Origin of the sequence: Streptomyces antarcticus (genome assembly GCF_026627255.1) — a bacterium.
Taxonomy (GTDB): Bacteria; Actinomycetota; Actinomycetes; order Streptomycetales; family Streptomycetaceae; genus Streptomyces; species Streptomyces antarcticus.
The window spans coordinates 1-13610 of record NZ_JAPNLM010000047.1 but is presented as its reverse complement, the minus strand read 5'-3'; the positions used below and the strand labels follow the sequence as shown (position 1 = coordinate 13610).

Annotated in this window: 17 protein-coding genes; 2 read left to right on the top strand and 15 right to left on the bottom strand. The window is 70.5% G+C overall.

Going from position 1 to position 13610, the window contains the following annotated elements:
* Positions 1-32 precede the first annotated feature (32 nt).
* The 15 genes from OTB16_RS37085 to OTB16_RS37015 all read right to left on the bottom strand — a co-directional run bounded on the left by OTB16_RS37085 (position 33) and on the right by OTB16_RS37015 (position 11708).
* Positions 33-950: a hypothetical protein gene (locus OTB16_RS37085; RefSeq protein ID WP_267727038.1), complete on the bottom strand. Its 918-nt coding sequence runs from the start codon at positions 948-950 to the stop codon at positions 33-35.
* A 134-nt stretch (positions 951-1084) separates the two neighbouring features.
* Positions 1085-1519 (bottom strand): hypothetical protein, encoded by a 435-nt coding sequence (locus OTB16_RS37080; protein WP_267727036.1) that lies wholly within the window; start codon positions 1517-1519, stop codon positions 1085-1087.
* A 23-nt stretch (positions 1520-1542) separates the two neighbouring features.
* Positions 1543-1962: a hypothetical protein gene (locus OTB16_RS37075; protein WP_267727034.1), complete on the bottom strand. Its 420-nt coding sequence runs from the start codon at positions 1960-1962 to the stop codon at positions 1543-1545.
* 34 nt (positions 1963-1996) lie between these two features.
* Positions 1997-2584, bottom strand: coding sequence for a hypothetical protein (locus OTB16_RS37070; protein WP_267727032.1), 588 nt, complete (start codon positions 2582-2584; stop codon positions 1997-1999).
* A complete protein-coding gene (locus tag OTB16_RS37065; protein ID WP_267727031.1) occupies positions 2581-2829 on the bottom strand; it encodes a hypothetical protein in 249 nt (82 codons plus the stop codon). The genes OTB16_RS37070 and OTB16_RS37065 overlap by 4 nt, the downstream gene beginning before the upstream one ends.
* 37 nt (positions 2830-2866) lie before the next feature.
* Positions 2867-3202, bottom strand: coding sequence for a hypothetical protein (locus OTB16_RS37060; protein WP_267727030.1), 336 nt, complete (start codon positions 3200-3202; stop codon positions 2867-2869).
* A 125-nt stretch (positions 3203-3327) separates the two neighbouring features.
* Positions 3328-3873, bottom strand: coding sequence for a hypothetical protein (locus OTB16_RS37055; protein ID WP_267727029.1), 546 nt, complete (start codon positions 3871-3873; stop codon positions 3328-3330).
* A gap of 11 nt (positions 3874-3884) precedes the next feature.
* Complete coding sequence (locus OTB16_RS37050; RefSeq protein ID WP_267727027.1) at positions 3885-5402, bottom strand: VirB4 family type IV secretion system protein; 1518 nt, start codon at positions 5400-5402, stop codon at positions 3885-3887.
* Positions 5403-5432: 30 nt separating this feature from the next.
* A complete protein-coding gene (locus OTB16_RS37045) occupies positions 5433-5858 on the bottom strand; it encodes a DUF6238 family protein (RefSeq protein WP_267727025.1) in 426 nt (141 codons plus the stop codon).
* A 41-nt stretch (positions 5859-5899) separates the two neighbouring features.
* Positions 5900-6472 carry a hypothetical protein gene (locus OTB16_RS37040; RefSeq protein ID WP_267727023.1) on the bottom strand — a complete coding sequence of 191 codons (573 nt, stop codon included), beginning with the start codon at positions 6470-6472 and terminating at the stop codon, positions 5900-5902.
* Positions 6473-6517: 45 nt separating this feature from the next.
* Positions 6518-7981 (bottom strand): SCO6880 family protein, encoded by a 1464-nt coding sequence (locus OTB16_RS37035; RefSeq protein ID WP_267727021.1) that lies wholly within the window; start codon positions 7979-7981, stop codon positions 6518-6520.
* Between the two features lie 96 nt (positions 7982-8077).
* Positions 8078-9421, bottom strand: coding sequence for an SCO6881 family protein (locus tag OTB16_RS37030; RefSeq protein ID WP_267727019.1), 1344 nt, complete (start codon positions 9419-9421; stop codon positions 8078-8080).
* A 32-nt stretch (positions 9422-9453) separates the two neighbouring features.
* Complete coding sequence (locus tag OTB16_RS37025) at positions 9454-10137, bottom strand: hypothetical protein (RefSeq protein ID WP_267727017.1); 684 nt, start codon at positions 10135-10137, stop codon at positions 9454-9456.
* Positions 10137-10451: a DUF6112 family protein gene (locus OTB16_RS37020; protein WP_267727071.1), complete on the bottom strand. Its 315-nt coding sequence runs from the start codon at positions 10449-10451 to the stop codon at positions 10137-10139. Before OTB16_RS37020 ends, OTB16_RS37025 begins: the two co-directional genes overlap by 1 nt.
* Positions 10452-10571: 120 nt before the next feature.
* Positions 10572-11708 (bottom strand): C40 family peptidase, encoded by a 1137-nt coding sequence (locus tag OTB16_RS37015; RefSeq protein ID WP_267727015.1) that lies wholly within the window; start codon positions 11706-11708, stop codon positions 10572-10574.
* 532 nt (positions 11709-12240) lie between these two features.
* On the opposite strand from OTB16_RS37015, the gene OTB16_RS37010 reads away from it, so the two are divergent.
* Together OTB16_RS37010 and OTB16_RS37005 are read left to right on the top strand one after the other, a co-directional pair.
* Positions 12241-12996: a DNA-methyltransferase gene (locus tag OTB16_RS37010; RefSeq protein ID WP_267727013.1), complete on the top strand. Its 756-nt coding sequence runs from the start codon at positions 12241-12243 to the stop codon at positions 12994-12996.
* Positions 12997-13174: 178 nt separating this feature from the next.
* Complete coding sequence (locus OTB16_RS37005; protein ID WP_267727011.1) at positions 13175-13507, top strand: hypothetical protein; 333 nt, start codon at positions 13175-13177, stop codon at positions 13505-13507.
* Positions 13508-13610 lie beyond the last annotated feature (103 nt).

Here is a 13610-nt window from a genome sequence, read left to right as displayed (position 1 = left end):
GTCGAGGGGAGGGAAATAGCGGCTCCAGTGGTCTATCGGCGGTTGAGGGCGGCGCCGGCCCGCGAGGGCGGAGAGGGAAGCACTCCGGGTGCGCCCAGAGGACGGACGAGGCCGAGGGTGGTCTGCGCGGGTGCGGTGCGGACGGCGGCCCGGGCAAGTTCGACCAGACCTTCGCCCTCGCTCATCCACATCGACAGCAGATCGAGGCTCGGGTTCTCTCGTGCCTTCCCCGCGTCGTCGGCGCCCGGGACCGGCTGGCCGAACGCGGCCTCCATGTCCTCCAGGAACGCCTTCTCGTGCGCGTCAAATGCGTGGGCGTCGCTGGTACGCAGGGAGGCGATGATGTGCGGCGCGATGGAGGTGAAGCGGTCGAAGGCCTTGGCCAGGTCGCGCTGGGGAGGGTCCTGGACGGTACCGGGCTCGAACTCCTCCTGCGCCCAGGCCAGGTCATCGCCCAGGTGGTTCAACTGCATCTCGAAGACGGCCCGGTGGTAGTCGGCCAGCAGGCTGGAGACGATCTTCCGGGCCGCGGGGACGGGGGCCGGGTGCACGGTGATCACGGGCGGCGGCGTGACGTTCTCGTCCAGGTACATGTCCTTCGGGACGAGCATCCCGATGTCGTACACGCGGTGGCGGGCGTTGTAGACGATGGCGAGTTCGGCCCCGTCCTCGGCCTGCAGGATGGCAGCAGCTGGTATCCGCCGGTTCTCCAGGAAGCGGAGGTTGGGGCCGGTCGTCCACAGGTATGAGAAGAGGTCGCCCTGCGCCGCCGGGTGCGGATAGTTCTCGACCTGCACCTTCCACTGGCCGGGCAGGTGCTTGCTGACATCGAGCGCGAAGTCGCCGATGTAGCGCTGGTCGGCCGCGGTGACGGTGCTCTGGCATGAGCGTGAGGTCTCTGCGAGGGCGGCCAGGGCCTGGCGGGCACGGTCGGCGTCGATCAGCGGCATGACGTAGTTGCCGTCACTGTCCTTCTCGAATCCGGCGAGTTGAAGGGCGGTGCGGGCCCAGCGGAAGGATTCGCCGGAGACCAGGGCGACGATGCCGTGATGGTGGCTGGTGTAGAGGGTGATCTCGGAGGACTTCAGGTGGACGCTCCCTCGTCGCAGCCGACCGAGGCCGGAGGGGGATTGGCTATGTCCGGCCCGGCGTCGTAGGCACTGGCCAGCAGGTCGACACCGAGCTGGAAGAGGGTCCGGTCGGCGATATCGAGCAGGTCACCTGTGCGCTCGTAGCGGGTAGCGAGCTGGACTTCGCCCTGCTCCCGGCAGCGGGCGCCGGCGGCGCGCAGCAGGTTCCGCAGCGCGATCAGCCCGGCATCCTCGCCACCGGCGGCCAGCTCGGTCAGAGCGTGGATCTCGGCGGGTGTCGAGGCCTGGGACATGGCTTCGGTGCAGGCACGCAAGGGCGCGGCGGGGTCAGCGGGCACGGGCAGGCCGCGCAGAAACCTCGCGGCCTCCCGGCGGGCCCGCAGACGCAGCTCGCTGCTGCCGGGGCGGTTGTGGACGGTGGGGGGCATGGGTGGAACGGGTCCTTGTCGAATCAGCGGGTGCGGCTCACGTGGGTGGTTGCGCTCGGTGAGAGAGGTGCGGGCGAGGTCTGCGGTGGCCTGGATCCCCAGGCCCGTGCGGTCGCGTACTGGGGCGAGGCGGTGGCGGCGGCCTGCGAGATTCCGGTCCGGTACCAGGTACGCGGGTCCTGGACCGGGGCCGCCGCCCGCGCGGACGGTGTATTGGCGGGGTCGAGGGAGTAGTCGGCGTGGACCTTGTAGCCACTGCGGCGCAGGCTCTCGACGGCCTGGCGGGTCCGCCGGGGCCCCTCATGAGTGGGGGCCGGCAGGAGGTAGACGCCGTGCAGACCGTGCAGCGGTTGGAACCCGAGACGGGTCAGGTACCACTGGCTGATGTGGTGGGGGATTCCTTGCGCGGAGGCGACGTACCCGTACTGAGGGTGCGTGCCCACGACGAACTGGCCGGGCAGAAAGACTCCTTGTAGATCAGCGGCGCGTGGAGCGGGACGGGGAGGCCGGGACGGATGCGCTCGCAGCGACCGGGGTGGTCGACAGGTTCGCCGAGGCCCGGGGCGGACGGCCCGGGACAGGCCCAGTCGGCAGCCACATCGCCGGGTGGTCGCTGAAGTGGGACAGGGGGTCTGTCGCCCACCCGACTACGGGACCGCGATGATGTTCGTCCAGGCTGATGACCTCGACGCCGTACGGGTGCAGCACGTAGCCCCACTCCAGCTCGTCTGTGGCTTCGGGGGTGACGGTCATCCGCCGCGGGGGCGAGCCGTCCAGGGTGAAGAGGTTCTTGGGCTGGCTGCTTGGCCAGGTCTCGCCGCCGGTGAGGGCGAGGACCAGCTCCTTGGGAGCGTGGTCGAGGAGGTCAGTGCCCAGCTCATCCCATCTGACGGCCACGTCGTCGACAAGGTGCCGGGACATGGCCTCCAGGTCGCCGTTGAACCTGTGCCGGTAGGCGGTTAGCAGGAGGGGAAGGCAGTTGCTGGGGATCCCGTCTTGATGGACGTGGATGCCGTCGTATCCGTCGGCGTCTGTGGGCCGGGCGATGAAGGAGCGAATGGTCATGCGGCGACCGCGGGGTGGTGAAGGTGGGCTACAGGAAGCCCGAGCGGCTGGAGCGCGTGCACGGCCTGGTGCACGAGGTGCTCCTGCTGCTCGACGGGCAAGGAGACCGGCGCGGTGTACGCGTCCAGCCGGGAGCAGTAGGCGAACCCCCTTGACCACAGAACGCGTTGCACCGGGTCGGTAAGGGGCAGGGACATCGGTCCGGCGGCATGCAGTCCTATGTGGATGCTGACGGGGTGGTGCACGGGACACCTTCCTGAAGGGCGGGGACGGGGGCGGTGATCAGCGGCTGCGGCTGCGGGTGCCGCGTACGGCGGGCGGAGGGGCGGGGACCTCGGCCACGTGCACGCCGGCGGTTGCGGGTGTCGACGGGGCGCGGGGGAGCCGTGCGAGAAGTGCGTCGATCGCGGAGAGCAGTGGGCCGATGTTGAGAAGATCAAGGGGTTCAGTCGACGCGGTGGAGTCGTAGAGGACCGTCATCGAGGTCCTGTCCTCGGCGGGAGCCTCGTGTGTGGCCAGCCATCCGCCTTGTGCTCCGATGATGACAACGGAGTCGTGGCCCGGTGGCCAGGCGTAGACGAGCCAGGCGCTCATCCCGTACTGAACATCGCAGGTCATGCCGCGCTCGCGTAGCGGGGTGGTCAGGCGGGCGTACCTGGCCCACACCTCCTGCCATCGGGGGTCATGGACGTTTCGGTGGTCCGGCAGAGGTGCCGGGGCTTGGGGTTCCCCGTGGGGTGTCATCAGGCGTCCGCTGCGAGTTGCACACCGTTGGTGACGGGGTGGTCCAGCTGGTCGGCGTTGCTCCGAAGCTGCTTGGCTGTCTTTCGCATTGCGGTGCGCGCGCCGGCCAGCTCTCGACGGAGCGGGCGCAGAAGGTCATCGGGAATGGGGATATCCGCATCGGCCGCCCTTGAGCCGAGGACCGGGTAGAAGGCGCTGAGACGGTCGATGGCCTTGACCAGACGGGTCAGGGCGGTGCCCAACGGAACAGCGCACTGACTGACAGCCACAGCGCGCCGGTCATGCCCATCGACCGGAGGCCGCTTGGTCTTGCCGTTGTAGCAGAGGTTCACTTCGGTGGTGACTTCCTCCAAGCACCACGTGATGTAGGAGATCGCCTCGTCGATGCGGTCGACGCAGTGGAGAAGCCCTGCGCCCCGAACGAGGTCACCACCCTGTGGCAGCCTCTCGGCGTGCTGGTCGACGGTCCGCGAGAACCGGCGTAGAAAATCAGGGTTGGTAAAGCGCAGATCCTCGGGATAGACGTCGTCCTTGTAGAGCAGCAACTAGCGGCCTTTCAGTGCATGCGGGAATCGGTATCGAACAGGGTTTGTTCGGCGGGGTGGAGCAGGTGCTGGACGATGAAGGACCTGCCGGCGACCTTCCAGAGGCCGCGTCCGCGGGTGAGGTGGGAGATCGCTTCGGTCTCTACGGAGGTGAGGCCGAGCAGGGTGGCGGCTGCGTGGACCTGGTCGGTTTCCTGGCGGTAGATGATGCGGGTGCTGCAGTCCGCGAGGAGTCCTTCGGCCAGGGCGCGGCCCTGGGATCCGGCGTCACCGGCGGTCAGTAGGTCGGACAGCCGGTGGATGACCATGAGGTTGGCGATGCCGAGGCCGCGGGAGAGCTTCCACTGGGACTGCATGCGTTGCAGCAGGGCGGGGTGGCGCATCAGGCGCCATGCCTCGTCGTAGACGATCCACCTTCGCCCGCCGCGCGGGTCGGTGAGGGCGGACTCCATCCAGGCGGAGGCGCAGGTCATGGCGAGGACGAGTGCGGTGTCGTCGCCGGATCCGCCGAGGCGGGACAGGTCGATGGAGAGCATCGGGGTGTCCGGGTCGAAGGCGACGGTGGAGGGGGCGTCGAACATGCCGGCCAGGTCACCGTGGACGAGGCGGCGCATGGCGTGCGCGAGGTCGCGGGCTGCCTCTCCGAGGTGGCCGGAGACGGTGCCGGCTGCCTGGTCGAGGAGGGCGGGCTGGGCCAGGGTGTGGGCGATGTCGCCCAGGAGCGGGGTCCGGCCCGCCGCGGCTGCGGCCTTGACGACGCCGTCGAGGGTGATGTCGAGGGCGGTGTGTTCCATCGGCATGAGGTCGCGGCCCAGGACGGTGCGGGCGAGGGAGCCGAGAAGGAGCAGGCGGCGCTTTCGGACCTCGCCCGCCCAGTCGGCCTCCGTTACGGACGGGGGCCGTGGGGCGGCGTCCAGGGGGTTGAGGCGGCCGGGCAGGCCGGGGCCGAGCGCGATCGAGGTGCCGCCGAGGGCCTGCGCGACGGGCGTCCATTCGCCCTTGGGGTCGCAGGGCACGTAGACGCGGTATCCGAAGGCGACCGACCGCAGCGCGAAGGACTTGGCCAAGGCGGACTTGCCCTGGCCAATCACGCCGGCGAGCAGGATGTTCGGGTTGGTGAACCCGTCGACTTTGCCGTACAGGGTGAACGGGTCGAAGACGAAGGCGGCTTCGGCGTGGACGTCGCGGCCGATGTAGATGCCGTCGGCTCCCAGGCCGCCTTCGGCGAGGAACGGATAGGCGCCGGCGGCGACGGCGGTGGTCATGCGGTGGGCGGGCAGCCGGAGCTTGTTGCCGCGGGCCGAGGCGGCGCCGGGCCGTCCGGCGGCGGGATAGAGCGACGCCGGCATTGCCGCTTCGGCGGGCTCGTGTTCGCCGGAGGGGGAGGTGGATTCCGCCCGGGCTTTGGCCTGAGCTTCGGCGAGCTGGCGGCGGGCGGCCTTGCGGGTGTTGCGGTCGGTGCCGTGGGGGGTGAACAGGGGGCTGGCGGACGCGCGGCGGGCGCGGCGTCCGGGGCGGTGCTGAGACATGGGGGCGGATCGTTTCTGCGGGGGCTGCCCTCAGGCGGTACGTGCCGGGCGGGGGCCGTGGTCGGCGGGGGTGGTCTTGCGGCGGATGGCGTGGCCGGAGGCGAGCTGGCGCTGGCAGATGGTGAGGACCGGCGGTCCCTCGGGCAGCCGGTCGGGACGGCAGCCCGTGTCGGAGCCGGTGGCCTCGGCGGCGGGGAGGGTGTGGAAGGCGTCATGCACTGCGGCTGCGGCCTGCCACAGCCGCAGGTGCGCCGAGGCGAGGTGCCGTCCGGCGGCCGGGTGCTGCGGCCGGGTGGTCTCGGCGAGCCGGTCCAGGAGCAGGTGCAGCCCGGTGAGGTGGCCGTGCAAGACGTCAAGGTGTGTGCGGTCGGCGGGAGCGCCGGTGGTTGCGCTCTGGCGGGTGTGGTGGCGGATGCCGGCAGTGGCGGCCCGCAGGTACGGGTGTGCGTCGCTCACAGCGGTGAGGTAGGGAGCCAAGAAGCGGGCCTTTCTGTGGGTCAGCGGTGGCGGTGCGGGGGGCGGTGGGCAGCGCCCGGGACGGCCGGCTGGGAAGGAACCGTGCTTGAGCGTGTGTTGGTACGGGCGGCCTGCTCGGCGCGGAGGTCGATGCACTCGCCTGGTGCGCGAAGCCCGGGGTGGCACTGCTCGGCCACCAGTGCCACGTCGGGCTCGGTGCTCGGACCGCCGACGTCGCGCAGCCAGCGTTGGAAGGTCGGCAGCTCGGGGAGTGTGTGGAGGGCGTCGTCGAGGCCGGTTGCGTATACGGCGAAGCTGTACGGCCGCTCGCCGTCGTGGCGTTCGCGGCCGGCGATGGTCACGGTGAAGGGCAGGCGCGCGGGCGGGCCGGTGAGTAGGCCGAGCTGGTTGAGGAGGGTGTCGAGCCGGTCGGCGGCCTCAATGGCCGTGGTGATGCGGGCGTCGCCGTATTCGCGTAGATAGTCCTCGTTCACGTCGCCGTCGGCGGTCAGGTACGGAGCGAGCTCCGCCTGTTGTTCGGCCCTGAGCGTGCGGGCCTCATCGATGAGGGCCTGGAGTTCGATGGCCAGGCGGGCATGGTCGAGGGTGTGCATGGGTGTGGAAACTCCCGGGGGTGGGGGCCGATCCGTGCCGGCGGGCTACAGGGCGGTGCGGGCCAGGGGGAGCGCTGCGAGGGTGAGGGCTTCGGGCTGCTGGTAGATCAGGCGGCGCAGGTCGACCTGGGCGCTGACGGCGGCGGTCTCGATCTGCGCGCACGCGGCGTCGAGCTGGGCGTCGGTCTCTGCGGAGACGGTCAGCAGGCCGGTGAGGGCGACGTCGGCGTGCCCGGCGATCAGCTGGCGCTCGCGTTCCTTGACGTCCCCGTACTCGACGGAGTCGGCCTCGGAGTCGACCTGTCCGCGGCGCTGGCGCTCGGCGGCGTCGGCGATGATCGTGGCCTTGGTGCGCTGCACGTCGCGCAGCGCGGACTCGAGTCCCTGGGGCACGTATATAAGGGAGAAGGAGCGGCGCACGCCGGCGGTGAACATCAGCCCATGCAGGAAGCCGGACGTCGTCTCGGTCCGCGGCCAGTTCTCCACCCAGTAGGTGGCGTGACGGGCGGAGTCGGTGATGACGCGGTCGTACTCCTCAACCTGGACGACCGGGCCCGCGGCGGCCGGTTCGGCCTCGGCCCTGCCGTGCTCGGACCACTGCTGCAGCCCGGCCAGGGCCTTGGGGTCGTACGCAGTGCGGACCACGGCGGCGATCTCGCGGGCGGTGAGCCAGCCGGTGACCATCAGTCCGGCGCCGCGCGCGGCCTGGGCGACGGACGCGGTGGTCTGGCCCAGCACCGTGAAGGCGCCGGGCAGTCCGCCGCCGGCCTGGGAGATGAGCCGCTTGGCGGCCTTCAGGTCCAGGGAGATCGCCAGGTAGCTCTCATGCGGGGCGGCGGCCGGACCGGCCGAGGAGACGAGTTCGGAGTACACCTGCCCCGCGACCGGGGCCTGGGGGTGGCCGTGGGTGGTCCAGTGCCGAGTCAGGGTGTCACCGGAGTCGGGGACGGTACGTTCCAGGACCTGCACGGTGGCGATGTGCCCGCTGCGGGCGATGCCGGCCAGGGCCCGGCCCCAGGCGGCCACGTTGGAGTTCTGGGTGGCGGGGTCGAGGAGGGCGAAGGCCCTGCTGGAGACGCGGGCGATGGCGGTCAGAGTCTGGGCATGGGGGTCGTGGACGGCGGCGGCCTGCGAACCGGAGGGCGTGACCACGCGCAGCGAGGCGGCGGTGCCGGGCAGGTGGAGCATGCCGTCGGTACGGGGCCTCGACACCGCGCGGGCCAGCCACAGGCTCTGGCCGGTGCGCCGGCGCTGGGCGTAGCGCAGGACGATCGGCGCCCAGTCGATCAAGGAGCGGCCGTGGCGCCGGATGACGACGAAGGCTGCGACCGAGGCCCACAGGGGGGTCAGTGCGAGGGCGCCAACCAGGCCGGTGGACACCACGGTGGCCAGGAGCAGGGCGAGGGCCGTGGAGGTGAGGGTGAGCTGGGGCAGGGACAGGCCGAGCAGGATGCCGCGCCGCGACCTGTGGGGGAATTTGATGGTGAGGGGGAGGACAAGGTCAGACAAGGCGGAATCCGCTTTCGAGGCACGGGGGTTGGAGCCCGGGCGGGACACGGCATCGTGGTGCGGCGTGTCCCGCCCGGGCGGCGTGGACGGGTCAGGTCAGGAACCGGTGGGCGAGGGCCCGCTCGCGAAGGGACTGCTCGCGGTGGCCGGGCCCTGCGCGGGCGCGCCCTGCGGCGGGCCTTCCTGGGTACTGCGGGGAACGGGACCCGTACCGCCAGAGCCGGAGGTGCCGGACGGGGAGGATCCGGAGCTTCCGCCGAGCTGGCCGCTGGTGTCCTGGCTCGCGCTGGTCGGCGGAGGCTGAACCGCCTTGGACAGCGCGTCGGTCGCCGCACCCCCGCCGGAAGACGGCATCGGGGCACCGTTCTGCTCGCCCCCGGATCCGCCGGTGGGGTTGGCGGCGATGTCACCGGGGAACCCGGCGGGGCCCTGCGGCGCTGCGCCGGCTCCGGCCGCGGCACCGGCTCCGCCTGTCGCGGCCATCGCGGCGGCCTTACGGGCTGCCTGCTCGGTGTGCTGCTTTGCCATCTGCGCACCGGTGCCACCGGCCCGGTGGATCGACTCGCCGTCGGTGCCCTCCGCCGCCCAGTGCACGAACTTGAAGGTGGCGTACGGGCAGAGCAGGACCATCATCATGATCACGACTCCGGCGAGGCAGTCAGCCAGTGCGCCCAGTCCGTCCTTGGCCTGGGTCTGTCCGAGGGCGGAGATGCCCAGGAGGAACACGATCGTCATCAGCAGCTTCGATACGACCAGAGTGGCGGTGGCTTCGATCCAGCCCCGGCGCCAGCGCCGTGCAGCTTCCCAGCCGCCGCCGGCCCCGGCAAAGACGGCCAGGGTCACCAGGACGAGGATGCCGACCTTGCGGACCATCATCACGCACCAGTAGAGGATGGCCCCGATGCCGGCCCCGAGGCCGACGATGCCGGGGATCATCCATCCCAGCGGCACCATCGAGGCGACGGAACTGGCCTTGACCATGCGGCGCACCGCCTCCTCAATCGAGGTGTGCGCTGCCGCGAACAATCCGTCGGACAGCGCGTCGACGACTTCGATGGCGACGGTGGTGCCGGCGATGGCGACGAAGCAGAAGATGACGCCGCCGGCGGTGCCGGTGAAAGCCTGGGTCAGGGCCTGGCCGTCGCGCCGGATCGCGGCCCGGATGAGCTGGGCGCAGAATGTTGCGACCAGGATGGTCAGGCCGATCGGCAGCAGCAGCTCGTAGTTGTCGACGAACCAGCCGGCTCTCAGGTCCACCTTGGTGGTGGCGTTGACGGCCTCGGCTGCGAGGTCGGCGGATGCTGCGGCGAACTGGCCGGCCGACTTGGCGATCCAGTTGCCGATGCCCTCGGTGATGGCCTTGCCCGGGTCGTTGACGAAGTCGATGGCGTCGGCCGCGGAACACAGCTTGCTGGCGAGGGGTATGGAGCAGAAGTCCACTGGAGGCTTACCTCCTTTTCTTCAGTGGCGTGTTACGGGGCGACGCTGGGAGCGAGGGAGACCAGGGCGCAGTCGGAGCTGGGGCGGCACTGGACGGCGAGGGTGACGGCGCGGTCCTCGGCACCGCCCCCGCCGCCCTTCCAGGCGATGGCCTGCTTGCCGGTGACGGTGACCGCGTAGATGTACGCCTCGGTGATCGCGGACGGGTTCTCGGCGAGGGCCTGCTTGAACGCGGAGGGGAAGTGGGCCTCGGCCACGGCGGCGGTGGCGTACTGGGCGTTGTCGGCCATGCGCGACCACAGCACCGGGTCCGGGACCTGCCCGGAGATCGCCGTCCAGTCGGTGTACTTCGTCTCGCGGGTCATCCACGCGTTCATGCCGGCGAGGTGCTGGTCACGGCTGGTGGTGCGGGTGTCGTACGACCAGAGCATCACCGCCGCCGCCCGGGCGTAGGCGAGTGGGTCGGTCAGCTTCGGCGGGGCCGGGACCGCGCCCGTACCGATGGGAGGCTTCGGGGCTGTGCCGGCGGGCGAGCTCGGAGCAGGGGCCGCGGGTGAGGCGTCGGCCTTCCTGTGGCCGCCGCGGGCGGTGAACCAGGCGGTCAGCCCGGCGGCCCCGAGGAGCGCTGTGATGACCACAGCGGCGACGAGGATCCGTCGGCCGGCCGACCAGTGCGTGGTGGCCCGGTGCAGGGGGGAGAGGGAACGTTTCGGCACTAGTTGACCTGCGTCCCCAGGGTGGAGAAGAAGGCCACGATGCCGTTGGCGGCGCCGAGGCCGAGGGCGGCGCCCGCGGACACGACGGCGCCCTTCTTCCCGTTGGCCTCGGCCTGGTGGCCGCCGCTGTGGTGGCCCCAAGCCCACACGCCCAGCGATACGGCCAGGGCGCCGACGACGGCGATGATGCCGAAGAGGTTGATCGAGCTGACGACGTTGCGCAGGACGGAAAGTCCGGGAAGACCGCCCTCCTTTGGAGTGATTCCGGGGTCGTAGGCGAGGTAGAGGACGCGGTCTGCGAGTGAAATGGGTATGGCGAAGCTCCTTGCGGCGCAGGCCTAAGAGGCCCTGCGGGTATGCGGGGAAAGGGAGAGGGGCGCTCGGGGCGCGGGAGAGAGGCCCGGCGCGGGCCCGCCTCTGCGGGCGGCGGGCGGTTACTTGCTGAGCGCGGGGATGCGGCGGACGGCGAGGATCTGCCAGTCGCCGACCTTCTCGATCCGCACCGGCTTCGTTGTGCGCGGCGCGTTGATCACCAGGCCGGCGCCGATGTACATGCCGACGTGCTCGGGGACGGCGGCGGTGCCACGGGTGAAGAGCAGGTCACCGGGCTTAAGGGCGTTCGCCGGTACGGCGTCACCCTCCTTGACCTGCGTGTACGTGGTGCGGGTGAGCTGGATACCGGCCTTGGCGTAGGCCTGCTGCATGAGGCTGGAGCAGTCGCAGCGGCCCATGGGGTCGGGGCCGCGCGGCGCCGTGCAGGTGCCGCCCCACTGGTAGAGGGTGCCGAGCTGGTGCATCGCCCAGTCGATCGCGGTACGGGCCTTCGGTGAGGCATCAGCCGGGATCTTGTACCCGGTGGGGACGGTGCCTTCGGGGATGGAGCCCCAGTCGGCGCCGTCCTCGCCCGGTTTGCAGCCTCCGGCGCCGCCCGGAGGGGTGCCGGGTTCCTGGCCTGCCTGGCCTATGCCGCCGTTCGGCAGCGTCTTGACGATGGCCTGCTGCAGGGCCCGGGCCAGCGGCTCCCACTGCGCGTACGCGTTTGGGAAGCCGGAGAGCTGCACGGCCTGGGCGGCTTGGGTGATGGTCATCTGGTGCCACCCCTTGACCTCCAGCAGCCCCTTGTAGAACTTCGTGGAGGCGTAGACGGGGTCGCGGATCTGCTCGGGGGTGCCCCAGCCCTGGCTGGGCCGCTGCTGGAACAGGCCCAGCGAGTCCCGGTCGCCGGAGTTGAGGTTGCGCAGCCGTGATTCCTGGATGGCGGTGGCGAGCGCGATGACCTGTCCGCGCTCGGGGACCTTCAGGGCGATGCCGGTGGCGACGATGGTCTTGGCGTGGGGGATCTGCTCGGCGGGCAGTTCCAGGCCCTCGACGCGGATCGAGCTGTCGCCGCCCTGACCGCCGAGGATCGCCGCAACCTGCTTGGCGACCGCGGAGGCATCGACGTTCGCGCCGCCTGGGGTGCAGGGGGCGCTTCGGGCGGCGGCGCTTCCGGCCGCGGCCATGGAGACGGTGGTGGCGAGGGCGAGAGGGGAGAGGCACAGGAGGCCGATGGCGGCGGCTGCGGCCTTCAATCCGGGATGCCTCCGCGCTCGCCGGGCGGGGCCGGCGGCCGGATTTCAGGCAGGGGAGGGCGTGGGGAGGGCATAGGGGGTCCTTCGGTGTGTGAAGTCCCGGCCGCGCGGTGCCGTGGAGATGTGAGAAGGGCGCGGCAGGCCGGGTGATGGGTGAGCTGTGCGCCTGGACGCTGCTGCGAGTTGCCGCTCGCGACGGCGTCCGGGCGGATCAGGTGTGCCGGGACAAGGGGGTGCCTCCGTGTGGGCATGACGGGGGAATACGACCAGCGGCGCTGTGTGCACCGGGCAGTTCCAAAACAGTAAGTGCGGATCCCCGGTTGACCAAGAAAATGATGATCAAGGCTCTATTTCAAGGGTTTTGGCGGCGACCGTGGTCAACCGGGGATCGTGCCCTACAGTTTTGGAACTCCCCTCGCACAACCGCCTTATGGCCCTATGGCACACCTGTGTCCGCATCCGGACAGGCGATGTCATTGCCGCGAGTAGGAGTCCACCCTCGCCTCTCCCGAACCGATATTGGGGTACCTCTTTGCCTTTCTCCCTGCATCAGGGCGACGCCCTCAGCGTCCTGTCCACCCTCCCGGACAACTGCGTCGACTCCGTCATCACCGACCCGCCGTACAACTCGGGCGGGCGGACGGCGAAGGAGCGTACGAGCCGGACGGCCCGGCAGAAGTACACCTCCGCGGACGCCGGTCATGTCCTGCCGGACTTCACCGGCGAGAACATGGATCAGCGCAGCTACGGGTTCTGGCTGACGCAGATCATGACCGAAGCCCAGCGGGCAACCCGTCCGGGCGGTACGGCGCTGCTGTTCACCGACTGGCGTCAGCTGCCTATCACCACCGACGCGATCCAGGCCGCCGGCTGGGTATGGCGCGGGGTGCTGGCCTGGCACAAGCCGGCCGCCCGCCCGCAAAAGGGCCGGTTCACCCAGAACTGCGAGTTCATCGTCTGGGGGTCCAACGGCGACATGGACGGCTCCCGTAACGAGGTCTACCTCCCGGGCCTGTACTCCGGCTCGCAGCCGGCGGGCCGAAAGCGGCAGCACATCACGCAGAAGCCGGTCGAGGTGATGCGCGAGCTCGTCAAGATCAGCCCGCCGGGCGGCACCGTCCTCGATTTCTGCGCAGGATCGGGCTCCACCGGTGTCGCCGCTCTGCTGGAGGGCCGGGACTTCATCGGCGTCGAGAAGACCAAACACTACGCCGAGATCGCCTCCGACCGGCTCACCGAAGCCCTCCAGCAGACCCATTCCCAGGACGACTTCGTCCTTTCCGCCTGAGGCCTCACCCGCTCGCGGCGGGGGCAGGAGTCGGTATCTCGTCTTTCTGTCCCCGCCGCGCGGGGGCTTTTTAGCACGCGATCCCCGGTCAGCCAAACCGGGGAATGTGTGGATGGTTGAACTCCAGCCCCTATTTCGAATTCCGACGTGCCGCATGCGGCTGCGAGGAGAGACCTTCGTGCTCGAACCCATAGACGGCCCCGACGGCCAGCCGATGGATCCGATCCGCGTTCCCGAAGCCGACCTGGAGAGCATCGAGGCCAGCGTCCGCAAGCTCCTGGACCAGTCGGCCCAGCAGGCCAGGCAGCTCGACAGCCTGGCCGCCGCACCCGACCCGATTCCGATGCCCTTCGCCGGCTTCTCCATGCCGGGGCTTCCCGGAATGCCCGCCCCCGTGATGCCACCCGAGCCGAAGCCGATCCTGGAACTGGACGGCGAAGAGCGGGAGAACGAACTCGACTCGCTGACCGACTGGGTGGAGGACTTCCTCAGAGGGCGGTTCGCGAGTTGATGTCCATTTCCGGGTGAGGCTGGGGCGGGGCTGCTGGTCACGGTGCTCGGTCGGCTACTGCTTCCTGGCGAAGCTGCCGGTGTCGACTTCGGTGAGGATGCCG

Coding starts and splice junctions, on each gene's coding strand:
- OTB16_RS37085 (WP_267727038.1), bottom strand. CDS start 950: ATGCCGCTGATCGACGCCGACCGTGCCCGCCAGGCCCTGGCCGCCCTC.
- OTB16_RS37080 (WP_267727036.1), bottom strand. CDS start 1,519: ATGCCCCCCACCGTCCACAACCGCCCCGGCAGCAGCGAGCTGCGTCTG.
- OTB16_RS37070 (WP_267727032.1), bottom strand. CDS start 2,584: ATGACCATTCGCTCCTTCATCGCCCGGCCCACAGACGCCGACGGATAC.
- OTB16_RS37060 (WP_267727030.1), bottom strand. CDS start 3,202: ATGACCTGCGATGTTCAGTACGGGATGAGCGCCTGGCTCGTCTACGCC.
- OTB16_RS37050 (WP_267727027.1), bottom strand. CDS start 5,402: ATGTCTCAGCACCGCCCCGGACGCCGCGCCCGCCGCGCGTCCGCCAGC.
- OTB16_RS37040 (WP_267727023.1), bottom strand. CDS start 6,472: ATGCACACCCTCGACCATGCCCGCCTGGCCATCGAACTCCAGGCCCTC.